The organism is Spiroplasma tabanidicola (assembly GCF_009730595.1).
Classification (GTDB): domain Bacteria; phylum Bacillota_I; class Bacilli_A; order Mycoplasmatales; family Mycoplasmataceae; genus Spiroplasma_A; species Spiroplasma_A tabanidicola.
In genome coordinates, this window is the sequence record NZ_CP046276.1 from 864,624 (window position 1) to 887,149 (window position 22,526).

General features: G+C 25.1%; 20 protein-coding genes and 5 tRNA genes. 2 read left to right on the forward strand and 23 right to left on the reverse strand.

Going from position 1 to position 22,526, the window contains the following annotated elements:
* Positions 1 to 6 precede the first annotated feature (6 nt).
* The 17 genes from STABA_RS03845 to rpmG form a co-directional block, all read right to left on the reverse strand.
* On the reverse strand, positions 7 to 1,203 hold the full coding sequence (locus STABA_RS03845; protein ID WP_156006725.1) for a hypothetical protein: 1,197 nt from the start codon (positions 1,201 to 1,203) through the stop codon (positions 7 to 9).
* A 13-nt stretch (positions 1,204 to 1,216) separates the two neighbouring features.
* Positions 1,217 to 1,888, reverse strand: a complete 672-nt coding sequence (locus tag STABA_RS03850; RefSeq protein ID WP_156006727.1) for a hypothetical protein — start codon at positions 1,886 to 1,888, stop codon at positions 1,217 to 1,219.
* A gap of 83 nt (positions 1,889 to 1,971) precedes the next feature.
* Positions 1,972 to 2,706 carry a hypothetical protein gene (locus STABA_RS03855; protein ID WP_156006730.1) on the reverse strand — a complete coding sequence of 245 codons (735 nt, stop codon included), beginning with the start codon at positions 2,704 to 2,706 and terminating at the stop codon, positions 1,972 to 1,974.
* An 82-nt stretch (positions 2,707 to 2,788) separates the two neighbouring features.
* Positions 2,789 to 3,190 carry a cytidine deaminase gene (cdd, locus tag STABA_RS03860; RefSeq protein ID WP_246157311.1) on the reverse strand — a complete coding sequence of 134 codons (402 nt, stop codon included), beginning with the start codon at positions 3,188 to 3,190 and terminating at the stop codon, positions 2,789 to 2,791.
* 28 nt (positions 3,191 to 3,218) lie between these two features.
* On the reverse strand, positions 3,219 to 3,623 hold the full coding sequence (locus STABA_RS03865) for a diacylglycerol kinase family protein (protein WP_156006731.1): 405 nt from the start codon (positions 3,621 to 3,623) through the stop codon (positions 3,219 to 3,221).
* A gap of 19 nt (positions 3,624 to 3,642) precedes the next feature.
* A complete protein-coding gene (gene ybeY / locus STABA_RS03870) occupies positions 3,643 to 4,116 on the reverse strand; it encodes an rRNA maturation RNase YbeY (protein WP_156006734.1) in 474 nt (157 codons plus the stop codon).
* Positions 4,117 to 4,147: 31 nt separating this feature from the next.
* On the reverse strand, positions 4,148 to 4,525 hold the full coding sequence (locus STABA_RS03875; RefSeq protein WP_156006736.1) for a hypothetical protein: 378 nt from the start codon (positions 4,523 to 4,525) through the stop codon (positions 4,148 to 4,150).
* A gap of 2 nt (positions 4,526 to 4,527) precedes the next feature.
* The gene (locus STABA_RS03880; RefSeq protein ID WP_156006738.1) at positions 4,528 to 6,549 is read right to left on the reverse strand and encodes a cysteine peptidase family C39 domain-containing protein; all 2,022 of its coding nucleotides are present in this window, start codon (positions 6,547 to 6,549) and stop codon (positions 4,528 to 4,530) included.
* Positions 6,550 to 6,604: 55 nt separating this feature from the next.
* Positions 6,605 to 7,483 (reverse strand): hypothetical protein, encoded by an 879-nt coding sequence (locus STABA_RS03885; protein WP_156006740.1) that lies wholly within the window; start codon positions 7,481 to 7,483, stop codon positions 6,605 to 6,607.
* A gap of 32 nt (positions 7,484 to 7,515) precedes the next feature.
* The gene (locus tag STABA_RS03890) at positions 7,516 to 8,007 is read right to left on the reverse strand and encodes an LSm family protein (protein ID WP_156006742.1); all 492 of its coding nucleotides are present in this window, start codon (positions 8,005 to 8,007) and stop codon (positions 7,516 to 7,518) included.
* Positions 8,008 to 8,079: 72 nt separating this feature from the next.
* Positions 8,080 to 12,510, reverse strand: a complete 4,431-nt coding sequence (locus tag STABA_RS03895) for a PolC-type DNA polymerase III (RefSeq protein ID WP_156006744.1) — start codon at positions 12,508 to 12,510, stop codon at positions 8,080 to 8,082.
* An 18-nt stretch (positions 12,511 to 12,528) separates the two neighbouring features.
* On the reverse strand, positions 12,529 to 13,788 hold the full coding sequence (locus tag STABA_RS03900) for a site-2 protease family protein (RefSeq protein WP_156006746.1): 1,260 nt from the start codon (positions 13,786 to 13,788) through the stop codon (positions 12,529 to 12,531).
* Complete coding sequence (dxr, locus tag STABA_RS03905; protein WP_156006748.1) at positions 13,789 to 14,922, reverse strand: 1-deoxy-D-xylulose-5-phosphate reductoisomerase; 1,134 nt, start codon at positions 14,920 to 14,922, stop codon at positions 13,789 to 13,791. It lies immediately after the preceding gene.
* A gap of 4 nt (positions 14,923 to 14,926) precedes the next feature.
* Entirely contained in the window at positions 14,927 to 16,003 is a 1,077-nt protein-coding gene (locus tag STABA_RS03910; protein ID WP_156006750.1) for a phosphatidate cytidylyltransferase, read from the reverse strand.
* A 2-nt stretch (positions 16,004 to 16,005) separates the two neighbouring features.
* A complete protein-coding gene (gene uppS / locus STABA_RS03915; protein WP_170264700.1) occupies positions 16,006 to 16,719 on the reverse strand; it encodes a polyprenyl diphosphate synthase in 714 nt (237 codons plus the stop codon).
* A 20-nt stretch (positions 16,720 to 16,739) separates the two neighbouring features.
* Positions 16,740 to 17,810 (reverse strand): aminopeptidase P family protein, encoded by a 1,071-nt coding sequence (locus tag STABA_RS03920; RefSeq protein WP_156006754.1) that lies wholly within the window; start codon positions 17,808 to 17,810, stop codon positions 16,740 to 16,742.
* A 53-nt stretch (positions 17,811 to 17,863) separates the two neighbouring features.
* Entirely contained in the window at positions 17,864 to 18,007 is a 144-nt protein-coding gene (rpmG, locus tag STABA_RS03925) for a 50S ribosomal protein L33 (protein WP_156006756.1), read from the reverse strand.
* A gap of 150 nt (positions 18,008 to 18,157) precedes the next feature.
* Here rpmG and STABA_RS03930 point away from each other — a divergent pair, with 150 nt between their 5' ends.
* Complete coding sequence (locus tag STABA_RS03930; RefSeq protein WP_156006758.1) at positions 18,158 to 19,069, forward strand: hypothetical protein; 912 nt, start codon at positions 18,158 to 18,160, stop codon at positions 19,067 to 19,069.
* 91 nt (positions 19,070 to 19,160) lie between these two features.
* On the opposite strand, the gene STABA_RS03935 is transcribed toward STABA_RS03930, so the two are convergent.
* From STABA_RS03935 to STABA_RS03955, 5 genes are all read right to left on the reverse strand, one after another.
* Positions 19,161 to 19,249: transfer RNA gene (locus tag STABA_RS03935), tRNA-Leu, on the reverse strand.
* Between the two features lie 13 nt (positions 19,250 to 19,262).
* A tRNA-Lys gene (locus STABA_RS03940) sits at positions 19,263 to 19,338 on the reverse strand.
* 18 nt (positions 19,339 to 19,356) lie between these two features.
* Positions 19,357 to 19,431, reverse strand: a tRNA-Gln gene (locus tag STABA_RS03945).
* Positions 19,432 to 19,436: 5 nt separating this feature from the next.
* A tRNA-Tyr gene (locus tag STABA_RS03950) sits at positions 19,437 to 19,520 on the reverse strand.
* A gap of 12 nt (positions 19,521 to 19,532) precedes the next feature.
* Positions 19,533 to 19,608, reverse strand: a tRNA-Thr gene (locus STABA_RS03955).
* 180 nt (positions 19,609 to 19,788) lie between these two features.
* Here STABA_RS03955 and STABA_RS03960 point away from each other — a divergent pair.
* Positions 19,789 to 20,619, forward strand: a complete 831-nt coding sequence (locus tag STABA_RS03960) for a hypothetical protein (protein WP_156006760.1) — start codon at positions 19,789 to 19,791, stop codon at positions 20,617 to 20,619.
* A 23-nt stretch (positions 20,620 to 20,642) separates the two neighbouring features.
* Here the strand turns inward: STABA_RS03960 and STABA_RS03965 are convergent, their stop codons facing one another.
* Positions 20,643 to 22,523: an ABC transporter ATP-binding protein gene (locus STABA_RS03965; RefSeq protein WP_156006762.1), complete on the reverse strand. Its 1,881-nt coding sequence runs from the start codon at positions 22,521 to 22,523 to the stop codon at positions 20,643 to 20,645.
* Between the last annotated feature and the right edge of the window lie 3 nt (positions 22,524 to 22,526).

Here is a 22,526-nt window from a genome sequence, read left to right on the forward strand (position 1 = left end):
CTCCACCTACACACTTGTAGGTTCTAATTTTCTATCTTCTTCTCTTTTTTCTAAAAATTTCTCAAAGTCATCTTTGTTGTCAAACATATTTAAAACAACAGCTTTTATTTCTTGTGCATCTTTTATAGTTCATGTATATCTAATCGAAGCTTTTAAACTTAATACCCAAGGTATTAATAACAATCCATAAAAATACATATATCAATTGTATTGTTGCCAGGCATTATTTTGAATTAAAGTTAAAGCATAAATTAAAAGACCAAGCAAAAATGTTTGATTTACTCAAAAAAATATCAAACTATATTTATTATAAGGAACAACATAGGCACCTAAAAATACAATATATCCAAATATTAAAATAATATACTTAGTTAATTCATAATGAGTATTTAAAAATACATCTGTTATTTCAAAAACACTTGCTAATATAATTGCAAATCATCCTGCTGCAATCATTTCTCTTCTAGCTTTGATTTCACCAGGAGTTACTCAAGTTTTAAAAACAAAAGCATTTTCTTTATCTTCTGTTTTTCTATATCTATCAATTCTAATTCATTCTCGATTTCACATATTAACATCTTTAAAAATACCTATTAAAGGTCTAAATGATCTTAATAGTAAATAGATTCCAACAATTCAAAGCCATTGGGTTTTTACCATTTCTCATACGTAACTTATATCTTTAAATTTTTTTAAAATACCTACTCAATCTAAAACAAATAAAAAACTACCATAGAGCAATGCTTCAGCTATAAATAAGAAATTATAAATCGTTGTAAAAATAATGGTTCCAATTCCCAAAGTTTGATTTAACATAACTATCATAGTAATTGAAAGTAATAAAATATGATATAGTTGTAAAGCTACAAAAATATTTAACAAGTTAACTTGATCTCTAAATAAATAGTTATCTTCACTTGGTACTATAAAAGATTTGTTTGCTTCAATTTGAACAGCAACTCTTGCATAAATAAAATAAAAAACAAAGATTAATTGAAATGGGAGAGCATATGTAGCAGCACATAAACATCTAATTCTTGCTAAAAAATCACCTTCAGAAACCATGTTAACGTGTTTAGATTTTAAAAACCTTTTAGTATACATGTTTCCAACTGGTCCATGAATTAAAGCTTCTTGAAGTGCTTCTCTTCTTCTTTTCGCAAAGAGAATTCCTCCTTTGCTTCTTCTTCTAGTTGTTCCCACTATTTTTCTCTCCTTAAAATGCTATATTTACAAGTATAAAAATAAATCCCACAGCAATTGGTACTATTGCTCCAAAATATACTATTTTAAAATCTTTTCAAACTTTTTCCTTTTTAGATAAATTAATTTGTCTAACTTCATCGTTTACAACTTTTTTAACTCTAACTCATTCATAGTATTTATTTATACCACATAATACAAAAGCACACATTAACAATACTCAAATTGATACAAACCCTGTATTTGAATCCATATTTTTTTGGTCAAATAATCATTTAAAAAAGTCTAAATAACTTCCTCCACAAATGATCAAAATACACACCACCATTATGAAAAAATGATACATTGCCCTTTTCCAAATGACTTCAAAGATAAACTTTTTAGCATATAATTCATTAAAATATCAAACTAAATCTCTTGAGTTATATTCCATAGCTCCTTTAAATATTGTTTTTGCATAATGCACATCTCTATACAATCTAACTTTATCAATACCTGTTATTCTTGGTAATTTTAAATCGTATTTTAGCTTTTCAAAAAGTTTTTCACCATCAACCTTAGTATGCAATCTTAAATTCAAAATTCTTTTTTGAATTCCAGCAAAATAAAGAGGTGTAATTATTATCATAAGCATTCCAATCGCAGACAAAACATCTGAAACAATTGTTTTTTCTGAAATTCCCATATTTTCACCTCTAACTTATATAATTATATAAAATATTTGCTTAAAAAAATAAAAAAACACAATTTAATGTGTCTTATTTAATATTAAATGCTTTTTTGACTAAAATTTTTGTCTAACAAGAATTCTGAGTTGTGCATTCAAAGTTTTAAGTAATATTTAAAATTTAGATTGCTAGTTCATTGAGAAAAAGGTAAATTTGTAATTTCGGCTATTAATTGATTATAAATTTTTGTCATATTTTCAAATTCTCAATCTTTTTTTGCAAAACACATTGGTGGTATATTTTTGAAAATTAATAACCCATTAATTACCATAAGTGATAAAAATTCAGTATATTCTCCTAATTTTTTATCTACAACTAATTTTAAATTTCATAACGCTAATTCTTCAATAACTACATCATTATCTAATTTTTCCAAAATCCTTGAACACATTTTTTTAAAATATTCTAAAAAATCAATACTTTCAATAGTATCACCTTGAAAAAGACTTATATACTTTTTTTTAGGATCTAACATTCTGTAAACTTCACTTAAATCCAACATAGTTAGGTTATCAATTTTTTCATCAATATTTTTTTCATTAATATAAACAGTGGTTAAAAAATTTTTAATATAACTTCATGCTTTTCCAGCATTAATGATTTGAGGTTCAAAATCTTCATTTATTGATTCATCTTCAAATTCTTCATCATATAAGCAATCATACAATTCTTGAGTTGATGTTTTAATATTATAGTAATTACCAAAATTTTGAATCATTTTAGCACCAATTCAATTTCAAATATGATCCTTATCATTTAAATCTATTTTATTCATATTTTTCCTCCGACTTTAATAAAATAATATTATTTTTATTAAACTTTAATATATTTAATATAAATATAATAATTTATACTTATTAATCTAAGTTTTGTTTTGAAAAACTTAATGGGAGAAGTGATTCAAGAATATATTCACCTGCAAAACCTTTTTTATTAAATATTCAAATTTTTTGATCTGAATTTAACAATTCTATCATTGTTTGTCTACAAGTCCCACATGGTGATCCTAATATTTCTGAATCAGTATATAGAGAAAAAACCTCTACATCATTTGCTTTATAACCTTGAGAAATCATTTGAGGCAAAGCACATCTTTCGGCACAAATTGTTGGATTATATGCTGAATTTTCTACATTTACTCCAACTATTTTTTTATTATTTTTTAAATAAATGATACAAGAAACTCTAAAGCCTGAATAAGGCACATAAGCATTTTCTTTTAGTTCTAACAATTCCTTAAATATATCATTTTTATCCATAATAATTCCCCACACAAAAGTAATTATATTAATTTATCAAACTTGATATTTTAGATATGAACGGTTCTAAATAAATTAGAAAACCAATAGCTACTGATATAATTGCATTTAAAATACTTGCAGCAGCACATATATCTTTTATTTTTTTTGCTTGAATATTGTATTCAAAACTAAGCAAGTCAACAAAGTTTTCAATTGAAGTATTAACAAACTCAAATCCAATAAGAACACCAATTGTTAATAATATTATTGATCATTGAACATAACTTAGTTTTACTCAAATCCCCAAAGCAATACAAAGGATTATGGCAAATAAATATACAATTAGCGTGCTTTCTTCTTTGAAAGCAGTAATCATACCTCTAGCAGCATTACCAAATTTGTTTTTTACCCTAGTACCAACTTTGGCTTTTTTCTTTACCTTATCTGCCATTTGTAACCTCCTAAATTTATTATACTACTATGTCATACATAACATTTACTTCTTTTAAAATACTTTCTGTTAGATTAAACATTATTTTTTCTTGCTTTTCATCAACTTCATGATCATATCCTAAAACATGCAATAGACCATGAACAAATAACCAACACATTTCATCATCAATTTTATGCTTATATTTAAGAGCTTTATTTTGTGCTTCGTTATAAGTTATAAAAATATCTCCTATTTCTTTAAAACCGATTTGATCATATATTCCACTCGGATCATCAATAGGGAAAGAAATTACATCACCGACATATTCTTTATTACGATATGTTTTATTTAGTAATATTGATTTTTCAGGTAATATGAAAAACACTGATAAAAGCAGCGTTTGATTAATATTTAAATGCATTTTTGTAATTTTAAGTAATGTTTCAAATATAGTTTCATATTTTGTTAGTTCTATATTGTCATCTTCATAAATAAAGCTAATTTCGTCCATATTATTCCCTATTTATAAAGATTATATCAATTTATTTTATGTTAGATATCATATAATTCAATAAATTTATTTTAGGACCAATTATAAAAACTTTATTTTTTGAAACTTCTAATCCTTCTAAATCAATATTTTTAAGTTGTCATATTCCTTCTTCAAATCTTAAAAAATCCTTAGAATATTTTTTGTAACCATTTTTATACTCTATTTTAATGGATTTTATGCTATTAACATCAAATTTTTCTTGTAAAAAAACATACACTTTTTTTTCGTACTTATCATCATCATTTAATTTATCTTGAATAATATAACTACCTGCATAAATAGTAGTTTTTTTAAACATTATCAAACAAAATAGTAAGATAACGATTACAATAAAAGAATAAAAAATATAATTAATTATTTTTTTCATCATTACATCTCCATTCTTGTTTCGAAAAATTGTTGATAAACAGGATTGTGATCAGTCATTATTATCAAACTATCATTTTTAAGTTTTAAAAAAGTATCTAATAAATAATATGCAGTTTGCCTATCTACATTACTTAAGGGCTCATCAATCAAATATAAATCTTTATTAGTAAAAAAAGCAGATATAAAATTAATAATTTGTCTTTGCCCTTTACTTAAATTTGCACCATTATCAATTATTCTTTTGTTAATGTCAATATTATTATTTTGTAATATTTCAAATAAATGAAATTCTTTAAAAACGTTTAAGTCAATTTTGTTTTGGAATTGTTGAATATTTGATCAGACACTTCCTGTGAATAGAAAATCATATTGTCCGATATATAAAATTTTGTTTTTTAAAACTTTTTGATTTAGTTTTTTATATTCTATACCATTAAAAAATAACTCTCCTTCGTAATCTTCTATACTAGCTGACATAAGATGCATTAAACTAGTTTTACCACAACCACTTTTACCAAAAATAAAAGTATTATTATCAATTTTTCGATTGATATCAAATAAAATTTTTGCTTCATTTTTGTACTTATAAATTTTTTTAAACTCAATAGATTTAATTTTATCTATTTCTAGTCCTTTAACTTTATCTTCTTCTTTCTCAAATAAAAAAACTATTTGCTGCATAGCGATTTTATTATCTTCTTTATTAATAATAAAGTTGAATAACATTGATGAGAAATTATATATATAACTTGATGTTGTAACATAAAATAATAATTGTGAGAAAGTTATTTGCTCTTTTAAAATTAAATTACCAGCAATATAAAATATCAACAGCGAGAAAAATTTTGAAATAATATTTAAAATAAATCCGCTTACATTATTTATACTAAAAATTTGATAATCGTTTTTTAAGTTATTTTCATAAGACTCTAGAAATTTTTTTTCAAAATGATTTTCTAATTTTTTAGTTTTTATTTCAAAATTAGCATCGATTATTTCTCTAAAGATACTTGAAAATTTTATCTCATCATTAAATGATTTAAGTTTTTTATCTTTAACTCAAATAAAGAAAATAAAAGATATAAAAAGAGAAATAATATTTTCTGTAATTAAAATTAGCAAAATAGTTTTAGAAATTATACTAATCATAATTAGCGACAATCCAAATAAAAGCAACTGAGTTGGCAAAGATAAAAATAAGTGCGATGATAATACAACTACTTTATTAACATAACTAACTTTTTTTATTCATTCTTCTTTACTTATTGTTTGATATTTTTCTATATGCATTTTCAAAATTTTATTTATATAAATTGTAATTAATTTTTTTAAAATATTATTATTTATCAAAAAAATTATTTTAGTCATAAAGTAGTTTAGTATAAATTGTCCAATAAATAATAAACCAAAACCCAGAAAGGTAATGTTTTGGTTTTGCCTATCATCAATTAAAATTGTATTTGAATAAACTTTTAAAAAGCCGCTTGATAATATAATTATACAATTTAAAAATATTGATAATAAAAAATAGCAAGCTATTAAATTAATGTTTTCTACAAAAAGTTGAGCAACCGTTAAAAGAGAGTTACTTTTAAATTTAATATTACTAATTTTTTTAGCAACACCTAAATATCCTTCATAAACTTTATAAAAATCTTCTGCACTAATATGTCTTAAATCATTATCGTTTGGATCAGCAATCAAAAAACCATTGCGATATTTTTTATAGACAACTATAAAGTGGTCGCTCGTTTTTTTATTTTTTACTTTTACAACAATTGGATCAACAATTTTTATCTCTCTAAAACTATCTATATCACAACTATATGTTTTAAACTCTATTTTATAATTAGCTAAAAGTGTTTCAATATTAAAAAAACTTAACTCTCCTTCAGGAATCACATTATCATATTTAATTTGTTCAATAGTTAAATTTTTCTTTTGTAAATAATTTATAAGCATAGCACTAATTGCTATACCACAATCAGCATAACTTTTTTGTTTTATAAACTTGTATTCCATATAATCACCTAATTATTAAATCGACATAAAAAAACATAAATTAACAAATTTATGCTTATTTTTTTTGAATAGACATATTTAAATAATTTACAAGTACATCAATGTATGATTTATTATTTTTATTTTCTTCTATTGAGCTTAACATTTTTTTTGCTAGGTTTTCTAAGCTTGTCAAACCATCATTTGCATATAAAGATATTTTTCTAGTTGAGTAGTTTTCTTTTACAAAATCATTAAACTCACCATTTGCAATTTTTTCTAAAAATATTTTTACAGAAACTGATCTTTCCGTTTTTTCCATAACCTCATACTTTGATAAAATGAAATTTTCTATAATATCTCCACTAATATTTTCGATTCTTGAGCTGATTATAATTTTAGAAGCAATAATAAATAACTTCAAATTATTAATTGATGATTTATTTGCTATTTTTTTTATTCTACTATTAAATTCTGGTTCTTCTTTTATATCAGTTTCGTTTATTAACGATAAGTGCCCATTATCATTTTTATACATTCTTGAAATTACTTGTTTTCTATCTAATAAAAATGGAACAAATGAGATATTAAAATTATTCTCTATTTCTACATCTATTGATGATTTATTTTTATAAGTTTTTACATTATATTTTCAAAAATATTCTCTTATAACATTTTCAAATCAATTAAAAATAAACAAATTATGTTCATCATCCTCTGGTTTAGAAACTTTTTTTAACAAAATTCAAACATCAATATTTGTTGTTAAATCACTATCTAAACCATGAGCAAATGAACCTCTTATTAAATAAGGTTTTTTATTATGTCATTCTAAAAATAAATTATCTTTTTCTAAAACAAACTTATCTAATAACTTTATAATTTCCATAAAACGCTTTTGTCTTGAACTTTCATTCTTGTCAATAATTGTTTTTAATACTTTAAGATTATCCATACTCATCACCCCATCAAAATATTAAACTTCTTTTAAAATTTAATAGCAAATCTAATAAAATTTATATCTTCATATCTTAATTTAACTTTTTTAGGCCTTCCTTTAATAAAAAAACTAAATACAAATTCATCCTTTTCTTTATCATATTGTTCTAAAGTTGCATCAAATTCATTAATATTTTCAAAACTTAAATTACTTTTTATATGAAAATAATTATCTATATTTTTTATTAAAACTTCTTTTTGTTTAACTTGTCTTTCAGCACCAGCAGAAGAAACTTCCAAAATATAAGGATCTTTCAAATCAATTTCATCATCTAATAATGTTGAAATTGCTTCATTTCCAGCAACTAAATTATCAAAATTCACAAATTTAGAGTTAGAATTAGAATTTTCAACTAATATTTGCAATACATTAGATTCATGTTCAAAAATCCAATTTAATTCATATAAATCTAAGTTATTTTTTTTTAATATTTCTAAAATTTCTTTTAAGTATTTTTTTTCTATTAATTCTTTTGACATAATTACCTCGAATTCAATATAATTTTACAGCATTTACATATATAAATTAAAAAATCCTAAAAATAGGATTTTTTAAAAATCAAATGATAATTGTTCATCATCTTTCAAACTTTGCGTTATTTTTAAGTTTTCAAACATTTTTATATGAGTTTGAGTCACTTGTGTTCTTAATTTTAAATCATTAACGCTTGTAATTTGTTTTTGTTTTCTTGCATTAACAATAGATTTTGCAACAGCTTCACCTAAAGAATCTAAAACATTAAAAGGCGGATATAAAACTTTTTTATTATTTTCATTAATGATAACAAATTTTAAACTATCCGAAATATTAAAATCAATATTTTTTACGATAACTTTTCTTTGAAACATTTCAATAATAACTTCATATATTGAAATCATTGCCATTTCTTTTGCACTTAGTTTTTCTTTATTCGCATTTCTTTCTTTTAAATTTTCATATTTACTTCTAACAACATTTTCTCCACCAACAACTGCTTCAATATCAAAAAAATCAGCTCTTGTCGTAAATCAAGTCGCATAATATTCTTCAGGATAATAAAGTTTAAACCAAGCTACACGATAAGCCATTAATACATATGCTGTTGCATGTGCTTTAGGAAACATATATTTTATTTTTAAACAACTGTCGATATATCATTCAGGGATATTCTTTTGTTTCAATATATCAATTCATTCTTTTTTAAGACCATTTCCTTTTCTTACACTTTCCATAATTGCAAAGCTAGTAGATGCATCAATGTTCTTATTAATTAAATAAACCATAATATCGTCCCTACATCCAATAACAGTAGAAATGTTTGCAACCCCTTCTTTAATTAAGTTTTGTGCATTGCCAACATAAACATCAGTCCCATGACTTAATCCAGAAATTTGGACTAAGTCAGCAAAAGTTTTAGGTTGAGTTTCTTTCAACATACTTTTAACAAATTGAGTCCCAAACTCAGGCAAACCTATCGCTCCAGTTGATTCGCCATATAAGTTTGCAGCAACTAAATTAAGATTTTCTAATGATGAGAATAATGAATAAACTTTTTTGTCATCAGTAGGAATTGTTGTTGGATCAATTCCTGTTAAATCTTGTAACATTCTTAAAGCAGTTGGATCAACATGTCCTAAAATATCCATTTTCAATAAGTTATCATGAATTGAATGAAAATCAAAATGAGTTGTTAATCAATCGCTTTTGTCATCATCTGCTGGATAGTTAACAGGTGTAAAGTCTTCTATTTCATATTCTTTTGGTAAAATTATAATCCCTCCAGGGTGTTGTCCTGTAGTCCTTTTAACTCCAGTTGAAAGTTCTGCTAGTCTTTCGATTTCTGCTTTTGGTACATTTAACATATTTCTTTTTTCAAAATATCCTAAAGTATATCCGAATGCAGTTTTTGCAGCAACAGTTGATATAGTACCGGCTCTAAAAACATTGTTTTTTCCAAATATTTCTTTTGTGAAATTGTGAGCAATTGGTTGATAATCTCCTGAAAAATTCAAATCTACATCAGGGACTTTGTCTCCGTCAAATCCTAAAAAAGTTTCAAAAGGAATATCATGTCCATCTCCTGTTAATTTATTATTACAATTTGGACAATTTAATTCTGGCAAATCAAATCCACATTTATATTCTTCTGGTGTATCAAAGTCTGAGTAGCAACATTTAGTACATCGATAATGAGCTTTTAGCGGATTTACTTCAGTTATATTTGCAACAGTTGCTACAAATGAAGAACCAACCGAACCTCGACTTCCAACTAAATAGCCATCATCTCTTGATTTTTTAACTAATAAATGACTTATTCAATAAACAACAGCAAAACCGTGCTTTATAATTGAATGTAATTCTTTTTCTAATCGTTCTTTTACAATTTTTGGTAAGTTTTCTCCATATAAACTTTTTGCATTTTTATAACATTCTTCAGTTAAAAGTTTATCTGCATTTTCAATTTTTGGTGGATAAGATCCTGATTTAATAGGTTTAACATCTAAATCACATTGATCTGCAATCTTGTTTGTATTTTTAATTACTATTTCACGAATTAATTCACTGTCTTCCAATCATCTAAACTCTTCTAACATTTCATTAGTCGTTCTTAAATGTTGATCGGGGTTGTTTTTAACTCTTTGTTTAAAATCATAAAGTGGATGGTATTTACCTCCAAGTCCTTTTGTGTTTATATAAATATCTCTAATGATTTTATTTTCTAGATCAATATAATGAGCATCACTCGTTGCAACAATTATTTTATTTTCTTCTTTTGCAACTTCTATTATTTTTTTAATTAAAATTTTTAATCTATTATCATCAATATCTCCAGTTTGAATAAGTTTAGTATAAACACTTAATGGTTGAATTTCAATATAATCAAGTTCTTTGATAGTTTTTCGCAACATATTAAATGTCCCTGTTCTTGCATTTTCAAAAACTTCTCCATTTATACATCCACTTCCAATTAAAATATTATTTTTCTTTTTGAATTCTAAAAGTTCTGAACGAAAAACTTTAGGACTTCCTAAAAAACTTTTTGTATGAGATAAAGAAATTAATTTGTATAAATCTTTTAACCCTTGTTGATTTTTTGCTAAAACGTTTATGTGATAACCTCAACTACGATATGAGTTTTCATTTTGATATTTATCTTTTTTAAATTTATTTAAATCAATATCATAATCAATACTGTATGTTTTTTTTGCTTTACTTCACATATGTTCAAAAACATTTGTTAAAACTTCTGCATCATAATCACCACGGTGAGCAATTCTTTCATCGTACAGGATTCCATATTCTTTTGCAACCGTTCCTAAACGATGATTTTTTAAATCTGGATTTAACAATCTTGCAAAAGTTAAAGTATCAATTACAGTATTTTTTAATTCACCATATCCAAATCTATTTGCAAAAACTTGTAAAAAGTTAAAGTCAAAGTTTGCATTATGAGCAATTAAAATTCCATCTTGAATAATATTGATTATATTTTTAAACTCTATTTCAATAGAGTTTTTATCTTCTAACATTTCATTAGTTATATGAGTAAGTTCAGTTGTAAAACTTGAGATTGGTTTTGTTGGTTTAATTAAAATATCATATTTTTTTGAAGTACCTTTTGCATAATCATAAACATAAGCTCCAAACTCAATAATTTCATCATACTCTGGAGATAATCCAGTTGTTTCTAAGTCAAAAACCACAAACTTAGCTTCTCTAAGTTTTTGATTTTTTGGGTTTTTCACCACTCAATAATCATCATCAATTACTACAAGTTCGCTTCCATAAATCAGCTTCAATTTTTCTTCATCTTTTACATTTTTATTAGCTTCATTTATTGCATAAAAAGCATCAGGAAAACATTGCACATTTAAATGATCTGTAATAGCGATTGCATTTCATCCTCATTGCTTAGCAGTTTTTATGTAATCTCCAACATGACTTACACCATCCATAACACTCATTTTTGTGTGGGTGTGTAACTCAACTCTTTTTTCGATAGCATTATCTTTTCTTACAATATTTTTTGATTCAATTTTTTTAAAATTATCTATATAAAAAATTAATTCACGATCATAAGTTGAATAATTATAATTTCCATTTATAGCTATTCAATCACCTTTACTAATAATTTCTTTTTCTAACCCACTTAATTCATCTTTATTCTCTTCTGTGATCTCATCTAATAAAGTTGCGTTATTATTTTTTGCAAAATATGTACATGTAACAGAGCTGGTTTTATCACTAATTGTTAAACTATAAATTGTTCTATTAGCTCTGCTCAATCTTGAAGATTTTGTAATTACTTCACCATGAATAGTAACATTTTTTGCATTTTCTTCTAAATCAATTAATTTTTCATATGTTGGATTATCTAACAAAGTTTTTTTATTTACAAACTTTGGTCTTGTACTACTTTTTGTTTCTTTTTTTACTTCATCATTATTAAAAACTGTTTTACTAGCTTGTTGATACATTTGTTGAACTTCTTCTAAAACCTTTTGATTATCTTCTTGTTTAATTTCTATTTCTAAATCAATATTTGAAAAACCATATTTACATAATTTATTTTTATAATATTCTTTATGATCCAAAAGTAAAACTTTTTGAGTTTCATTTTCTGCAAAAAATTTAACCAAACGGTATTTTGAAAAATATTTAACAGTACTAGGACTAATAGTTTTTATAACACCATCTTTAGTATGTGCTTTTGCATCTTTAATATATTTAATATGTTTTCATATTAAATCATCATTATAATCTTGATTTTCTACAATTAAATTTAGTTTACAAGGCATATAAACATTTTTTACTAATTCATTTTCTAATTTATATAGAACATTTATTGGTAAAAAATCTTTCAACGAAACAAAAAGTCTTGTTGTTTTTGTACTATTTGAAAATTCTGCCTTAAGTATTTTTGCATCTTCGAAAAAAATCATCTCTTTTTTTTCAAAAAAGATGTTTAGTTGTTCTAATAATTCTTTAAGATCTTTATGCATAAATACCTCTCATATAAGTTATCGGAATAAATCCATTAATGTAACACCAATAAATAGCGCTAGCATTAAAACTGCTCCTGTAGAATAAACTCAAATTTTATATTTTTTTGATAAATCTTTTCTCATTATCATTTCGATTAATAATTCTACAGTTTTATATCCATCAAGCGGTGGAATTATAAGCATATTTAAAACAAACAAGTTAGCACTTAGCATTGCAATATAAGTGAAAAATGTTCTTGGAGTTCCCATCATATTTGCAGTTTGTGTCGCAATTCCAACTGGTCCTGCTAAGTTTTTGAATCCTTTTGTAAAAATTGATCCAAAGCTTTTTAAAATACTAAATGATTGTTTAAAAGTTTCTTCTCATCCAGCTAAATATGCTTTTCCTCCACTTGAATAATATCTAGTTGGAGCCATTATACCAACTGCAAGTTGAGTTTTACTATACATTTCAGTTGTTGAATAATCTGTAGTTTTGATTTGTTGATATCCATTAAGTGCAAAACCTGTATATTTGTCAACTTTTTTGTAAGAAAACATAATGTGTAAGTCTTCTTTATTATCTAAATCATTTTCATTTTTTAGTTTAGTTAAATTATCAATAAAGTTATAAACAATAGTTGAGTAATTTGCAGCTTTTAATGAATCTGCTTCATTAATTTTTGGACAATTTAAATCAGGATTACTATCATCAATATTATTAAATAAGACTTCTTCTTTATCTTCTTGTTTATTGATTAATTTTCATCCTCAAATAGCATAAGATTGATCAATTACAATTGTTTCATCGTTTAAATCTTTTCTTTCTTTATCAGTAATTAATTTTTCAGCAACAGCATCAGTTTGAAATTTTTGCCCAAAATAAGACATATCATCGGTTTTTGCTTTTGTTACTGCAAAAATAGTTGTAAAGATAAAAATGGCAATAAATAAATTCATTAAAGGACCAAAAATTAAAAATAATAATTTTTTTCATCGTTTAATGTAATCCATTTGTCTTTCTTTAGGAACTTCGACATCTTCTCGATACGATGGAGGATCAACTTTGTCTGAAGCAATTGAACAAAACCCACCAAGCGGAAATGCTCTAATTGTGACTCAAGTTTCTTTTCCTTTAATAGTTAAAATTCTTGGTCCAAAACCAATTGCAAATTCATATACATAAGCACCACTAAGTTTTGCTACCAAGCAATGTCCAAGTTCATGCAAAGTTATTAAAACCAAAACAGAAATAATACCAATTGCAAAACCTAATAAAAACATTCCTGTTGACATTTATTTATCTCCCTTTATTAAACTAATAGTTAGTTCTCTTACTTTTTTATCAAAAGCACATATATCATTATAATTATTGTAATTTATTTTTTGAGTTGTGTGAAATATTTTGCTAACAATTTCTGTAATTTGATAAAATTCAATTTCATTATTTAAAAAAGCTTCAACACACACTTCGTTTGCAGCATTCATACAAATTGCTTTTGAGTTATATTCATCTAAACATCCTAATGCCATTTTTATTGGAATGAAGCGATTTTGATCAATTTCTTTTAATTGCAAGTTTAAAGTTTCTTTAAAATTCAAATTTTTTTGATTTGTAAATTCTACTCTATCAGGATAATTAAAAAAATAATTAATAACTTGTTTCATATCAGGTACTGATAATTGTGCTTTTATTGATCCATCTTTAAATTCAACCATCGAGTGAATAATAGAATTTGGGTGAACAAGTGTTATGATATTTTTGGTTTTAAACAAGTGATATGCTTCTAATATCTCAAATGCTTTATTAAACATAGTTGCACTATCTATTGTAATTTTAGAACCCATATTTCAATTTGGGTGATTTAATGCATCTTTTAAATTAACATTTTTTATTTCTTCTAATGTTAAATTTCTAAATGGTCCACCAGATGCAGTTAAATATATATTATTTATTTGATTATCAACTTCTAAACACTGAAAAATTGCACAATGTTCTGAATCAACTGGATAAATTTTTGCTTTCACAAATTTTTGTTGTAATTCTTGAATTAAGTTACCTGCAACAACAAAACTTTCTTTATTTGCATTTAATAAAATTTTTTCTTTTTTAATTGCTTCTAATGTAATTTTTAAACCAAAAAAACCAGATAAAGCATTAACAATAATATGTGCATCATTATAAATTAGTTCTTCAATGTTATTTGAAACGAAATTGATTTTAGTAAATTTATTTTTTAAGTTTTCTATTGATACAGAAGAATAAACAGTTTTTATATCTTTAAATTCCTCTAAAATAGTTTCTAAATCATTTATTCTTTTACCAACACTAATCGCAATTAACTTAAATTTGTTTTTGTTTGTTTTTAGTATTTCAAGAGTTTGTTTTCCTATGTTTCCTGAAGCGCCAAATAAAACTACATTTTTCATTTATTTAACTTCCAATTGCAAGTACAATAAAGAATAGAACGAATAAAGAAAATATTATTGAATCAAGGCGGTCTAAAATTCCACCATGTCCAGGAATTAATCTAGAATAATCTTTAATATCAAATACTCTTTTAACTCAAGAAAAAATTAAATCACCCATTAATGCAATGATTGGAAAAACACATGAAAGTAAAACATAAATAAAAAACTCTACTACTTTATTATTAATTAATGATATTCCAATATTTAAAGGTTTGAAATTATCTAAAGCTGGTACAAAATAGAATATAGCAGCATAAGCAATTCCAATAACAGAAGCAACGCTTGATCCGATTGTAGCACCTTCTCATGTTTTATTAGGACTAATTTTTGGTGCTAATTTAGTTTTTCCAAACATCATTCCCCCGATATATGCAAATGAATCTCCTAAAATTACCATTAATCAAATTCATACAATTGTATTAAATGAGAATATTGGCATATTTGCTTCAAGTAAATCTAAACTTACAATCGAATATGTTTTCATTGCAATAACGATCATAGCCATAAAACTAAATCCTATTAATACTTTTTTAAGTTCGACTCTTTTATTTTCAATTAGAGCTAAAAATAAATAAAATAATGAAGAAATTGACAAAACTAATGTGAAATGTCATCCTTTTAATCATGAATATAAATCCATACGAGTATAAGGTGAGAAAGTATATAATTTTGGAGTAATTGGGAAAATATATAAAACTAATGCTACAGTTATTAAAATGAGTTGTTGTCATCATTTTTTATATCCTGCTGCTTTATTAATTTCAAAACAAGCAATACCACAAATCAATATAGTTAATCCAATAGAAATGAAACTAAAAATATCAAAATATTTTTCTCTTGTAAAATAAGTGTAAATAGATCCGGTTGTAATATAAAAAACTAAAAAAATTAATAAAAAAACAGAAGAAATTAATCTTGTTTTAAAAGTTTCTTTACCTTTTTTTGTTTTAAAATGTTTTATACTTCTTTCTAATTCTAAATTATTGTTATCATTTTTATCTTCAACATTTGAATCTGTAACTTCACTTTTATCTATCATAATTACTCCTTAATTTCTCCAAATCTTCTATTTCTAGATTTAAATTCTTTAATAGCAGCTTCAAAGTCTTTTTTTTCAAATGCAGGTCAATATGTTTTTGTAAAATATAATTCTGCATAAGCGCATTGCAATAATAAAAAATTACTTAATCTTTGTTCTCCACCAGTTCTAATTAAAAAATCAACTGGTGGACTATTTTTTGTATATAAGTTTTTTTCTATATCTTCAAAATTTAAATTATTTATATCAGTATCATTATCATTAATTTTTTTGTAAATTATTTTAAATGTATTTAGAACTTCATCAAAAGATCCATAATCAAAAGCCAAATTAAATTTTATACTTTTACAATCTTTTGTTTTTTGTTCTAAACTTTCAATAACATTTTTACATTCTTCTGGAACCTTTGATCTTCTTCCAATTCAATTTACCTTAATATCATTTTTTATATATTCTTTAATTCTTTTTTCATTAAATCCTTTTTGAGGAAATTCAACTAAAAATTTAACTTCTTGCTTTGGACGATTTCAATTCTCAGTCGAAAAACAAAAAAGAGTTATATGTTTTATATCAAATTCTTTTGCTCAAAGGATGACATCATGAATTTTATTTAATCCTTGTTCATGACCAAAAGTTCTTGATTTCTTTTGAGCAGTTGCTCATCTACCATTTCCATCTAAAATTATAGCAAGATGGTTTAGATTTGAGGTTTTCAAAACATTAGCTCCTATCTTTATTATTTATTTTTTACAATTTGTAATTCTCTTAATGGGGTCGTTAAGTAGTCATGACCTTCTTCTGTGACTAGAATATCATCTTCTATTCTAACTCCTCCAATTCCCGGAATATAAATCCCTGGTTCAACTGTAACACACATTCCTGGTGCTAATGGAGTTTTATCAGCACTTGAGTTATTTGGCGCTTCATGAATTTCAATTCCTAAACCGTGTCCAGTTCCATGAGTAAAGTATTCTCCATAACCTTTGTTTTCAATATAATCAAAACAAATTTTGTGAATTTCTGCTCCTAAAACTCCTGGTTTAATTGCATCAATTCCTGCTTGTTGGGAATTATAAACTATATCATAAATTTCTTTAAGCTTAGCATTATTATCATTTCCTAATGCAAAAGTTCTAGTTTGATCTGATGCATATCCATTAAAATAACATCCCATATCAAGAGTTACAAAGTCACCTTCTTTTAAAACTCTTTCACTTGGAACGGCATGAGGTTTGCTTCCATTTTCACCACTAGCAACAATCGTGTCAAAACTTAATTTTTGAGCTCCATGTTTTAAGAAACTATCTGATACAAATCTTGCTAAATCTGTTTCTTTCATTCCAGGTTTTACAAATTCTAATACATCTAGAAATACTTGATGAGTTATATCACAAGCTTTTCTAACTTGCGCAACTTCTCATTCATCTTTTACCATTCTTACTCTAGAAAAATTATATCCTTCCACTTCAGCTTCTAATCTTTTTTTAAAAATTTCAGCTTCATTTAAATAAACTCAATCAGATTCAATTAAAAGTTTTTTAACATTATTTTCTTTAATTTTTTTATTTAACAGATCAAAAACATTTCTATAAGTTTCTAATTCATCAATATTAATTAACATTTCACTTTCTCTAGCAGCAGTTATATATCTGCCATCTAAATATAAATATGATTTTTGTTTTGTATATAACAGATATCCTAAACTTGATGGGAATCTTGAAAATCAATAACGATTTTGAGGTGAGTACAATAAGATTGCATCACTATTTGTTTCTTCTAATATTTTATTCAATAATTCTTTTTTCATACTTTCTCTCCTTAATTTAAAATAAAAATAAGGATGTGATTAAACCCACATCCTTATTTTTTTTGTTTGTGCACTTGATGGGCATTACATTTGAAACAATGTTTATTAACTTCAATTTTTTCTTTTCTTTTGTCATTCTTAGCAATGTAATTCTCTTCTTTGCAAACTGTGCAACGCAAAATAACTCCTTCGCGCATATTATTTCCTCCTCTAATACAAAATGATTCTTTATGTTAAGCAAAATTATAATATCAAAAAAAGAAGTAATATTGTAAGTTTTTTTCAATAAAATATAAAAAAATGATAAATATGTGTAAAATAATATTAGTTATTTTAGGAGTGGTTAAATGAAGAAATTATTAAGTGCCATAAGTGCAACAGCACTTATAAGTACATCATCAATTTCTATTGTATCTTGTGCGTATAAAAATTGAAATCAATTTAATAGTTGAATAAAAGATAAACAATCTTTTGTATTATATCTTGGAGCAAAAGATTGTGAATATTGCAATCATTTCGAAGATGATCTAGCAAACTTAAAAGATATAAAAAATATAGATTTTATAGAAAATAATTTTAGCGCATTAAATAGAGATTATAAAAACGCATTAATGTTAGAGGGAGACCAAATAAGTAAGGATAATCTTACTGATTATGGTGAATCTATCATAAAAGATAAAATTGAATTTAAAAAAATAGTAATAGATGAGAAAAAAGATAATTTTAACGAAAAATGAAGCAAAAAACTTTGAAAATGAGTAATTGATAGAGAAATTGAAATGTATATGCAAGTTGCTTTTTCAGCAGATAAAGATTACAAAGAATTCGAAAAAAGATTCAAAGCTATTGCAAAAGAACGTGTGGAAAACTACTTTAACAGTTCAGATGTTAAAGGAACACCAATATTTTTAATTGTAAGAAACGGTAAATTAGTTTCATGAGTAAATGGTTATACATCAAATACTAACGAAACAGCTATTAGTGGATTGAATAATTGAATGAGTGAAATTAGAGTTAATTTCTTAAATGCTCAAGTTAGTAATGCAAACTTTACAAAAATCAATAATTCAAGTAGTAGCAGCGGTGAAAATGGAAATGACTCAGGTTCAGGTTCTAGTTCAGGTTCAGGCTCTAGTTCAGGTTCAGGAGAGAGTGGTGGTTCTAGTTCTGGAGGAGAATCTGGAAGTTCAAGTTCTTCCAACATGACAACATTTGATGGTTTTGATTTTAACAAATATTTACAATACTATAAAAAATAAAAATGCATTATTAAATGCATTTTTTTATATCATTTTTATCTTTTAAAAAATAAAAAACATGTTTCCATGTCTCTTAATCAAGTCCTTAATATGGTCCCCAGGGCCGGACTTGAACCGGCACGGCCGTTAAAAGCCGCTGGATTTTAAGTCCAGTGCGTCTACCACTTCCGCCACCTGGGGAAAATAAAATTAATGGTGTCCCGTATAAGACTCGAACTTATGACCCACTGGTTAAAAGCCAGTTGCTCTACCGACTGAGCTAACGAGACGCTAATAAATATAATAAATGGCTGGGCTAGCAGGATTCGAACCGGCGCATGACGGAGTCAAAGTCCGTTGCCTTACCGCTTGGCTATAGCCCAATAAATGGTGGGGAGAGACGGATTCGAACCGCCGAACCGTTAGGAGATGGTTTACAGCCACCCGCGTTTAGCCACTTCGCTATCTCCCCATAAAAATAAAGTGGTGCTGACTAAAGGACTCGAACCTTCGACCTATTGATTACTAGTCAATTGCTCTACCAACTGAGCTAAGTCAGCATTCTCGTCCTTAAATTTAAGAACCTTTTCAATTATACAAAATATTTAAGTTGAATGTCAATTGTTTTTGTATAAATTATTTTTTTTGTAAAACAAATCACAAGATATATAATATCATTAATAATTGTTTTTTATAAAGTTTTATTACTTTTATTTATATACCTTTAGAAAGGAATTATTATGTTTATCAAGTTTCAAGAAGCATTTTTCGATTTTATAAATGATATTTATAATAATTTTAAATATAATTATAAAACTTTTTTATCTAGTTCTAAAAAAATAGATAAATTCTTTAAAAAAACTAAAATGATTCTTGATCTTGAAAAAATAGATTATATTTGTGATTTTATAATAAGAAATATGAAGGATTTCATTGTTTTAAATAATGTAATAGAAAAAGAAACACACATTATAGTAAATAAATTCTATGATGTATTAACTGTTGCTAAATTATTTTGAACAAATTTTATAAATTTAACTGCATTTCAAAGATTAAATATTGAAAAAACCAACTTAAATGAATCTAAACAAGTTTCTTTACTATTAAATGCTCTTTTTCAAATATCTAAGAATTTCTCTAAAAGTATTTGTTTATTATATAAAGAATATAACTTTGATAAAATCAAAGATAAAGATGCAGATTATTTTTACAATATTATAAAAAAGAATTTATATAAATTTAATGAAAAAACTACAATAGAAAAACTAAAAAATCTTAAAAATATTTGCGTAACATTTAAAGATGTTGTTGAAAATGATTATACAAAAAAATATCAACTTCATATTATTGATAATAGTAATTTTCAAACTATTTATGATTATTTATTTACTTTGTACAAAAGATTTTATTATATAACTTCATTTACAATTAAATTTAGTCTTTTATTAAAATCTGATAATGAAAACAAAGAATATAATCAAATATTAAGTAATTATCCATTTAGTTTAAATGTTTTTGAACAACATAACAGATTTATAGAATTAGATATTAATAAACTTATGAATAATTAAAAATACCTAATAAATAGGTATTTTTAATTATTTCCAGCATCATGTAAATTTTTAAAATGACCTGGTATTTTTATAAGTTCATCATATGTTCCTGTTTGAACAATTCCTTTTCCGGGTGCTAAAACAAAAATTTGATCAACATTTTTTATTGTTGTTAATCTGTGAGCGATAATAACTGAGGTTTTATCAACCATAAGTTCATTTAACTGTGCTTGTATTTCTTTTTCAACAATGTTATCTAATGCACTTGTCGCTTCATCTAAAACTAGTAGTTCAGGATTTTTTAATAATATCCTTGAGATTACAAGTCTTTGTTTTTGACCCCCTGAAAGCAATAATCCTCTTTCTCCTAAAACTGTATTATAACCATCTGGCCAACTATTGATTATTTTATCTATTTGTGCTTTTTTACAAGCTTCATGCACTTCTTCGTCTGTTGCTTGAAAATATCCATATTTAACATTATCATAAACATTTCCATAAATGATTTGTGGTTCTTGTTCAACATATCCAACATGAGATATATAAGATTTTAAATTTAAAGTTTTTAAGTCATGATCATTTATCATAACAGCACCTTCAGTAGGATCGTAAAATCTTAATAATAATTTAGAAATGGTTGTTTTTCCACTTCCAGTTTCACCAACAAATGCATAACTTTTTCCTTTTTCAAATGTTAAATTAATTCCATTCAAAATATTTACACTTGGTTTTTCAGGATAATTAAATTTGATATCTCTAAATTCTATTTTATTAATATTTTCAGAAAATAAAACTCCATCATCTTCATTATCAAATAAAATTGGTTCTTTTTTGATTACTTCATAAATCTGTTGAGTTGAAGCACCAGCTCTTGAAATACCAGGAACCAATGCCGCAATTTGTCATAATGGTCTTGTTAAAATGATTGAAGCAGAAGTAATTGGAATTAAAATAGATAAGAACTTTTCAACATCATTATTTCCATACACTAAAATAGCAGTTACTAAAACCAAAATATTACAAATAATATCAGAAGCAACTAATGTTGCAAACATATTACCATCAACTCTAGTAATTGGTTTAAATGCATTAATATAAGGTCTGTGAATCTCTCTAATTCTTTTTTCTTCATATGTTCTTGTCGCTGTTGATTTAATCAACTTGATTACTCCAAGACGGTCAATAACATCACCATTTACACTTGAAATTACTTCCCTAACCTTTTTGTTTCTTCTACGATATGTTGATGAGAAGAAGAAAATGACAATTGTTAAAACATATACAACTGCAATTGAAGTAGCTGCAACTTTTAAATCAATTAATAATATACTTACTGATCCAAAAACTAAAACAAATGGAACTTGAATACCTCAAATTAAAATACCAGGTATTTCATTTCCAACAACATTAGTATCCCCAACTACTTTTGTCATTATTTCTCCAGTTTTTTTATCACTATAATAAGATATATCCTGATTTAATAATCTTTTTATAATTAATAATCTAAGTTCAACTTCTAATCTAACCCCTAATTTAAGACCTGTAATACTTCTTCAATAAGTTGTTACATATAACAATATTAAATTTACTGCACAAACAATCATTCAACCCCAATAAGGAACATCTCAATAATTTTTTCCTTTTTTTGCAAAATCTCAAAGCGCTTGTTGAATAGTAATGTTAATTATATAAGAGTTTGCACTCATTAGTAAAGAATTTATTAAAACTATGAAAAGTAAAAAATAAAAGTACTTACCAAATTTATGTCCCAAAATAAATACTACTCAAATAAATTTAAGTTTATTTCTTTCTCTTGCAAGCTTTAATAATTTATCAGCTGCATCCATTTTTGCATTTTTAATTTCTTCATAATGATTGCTTTCTTCAATCAAGGTTTCTCTTGTTCGAATATTTCTTTGCATATA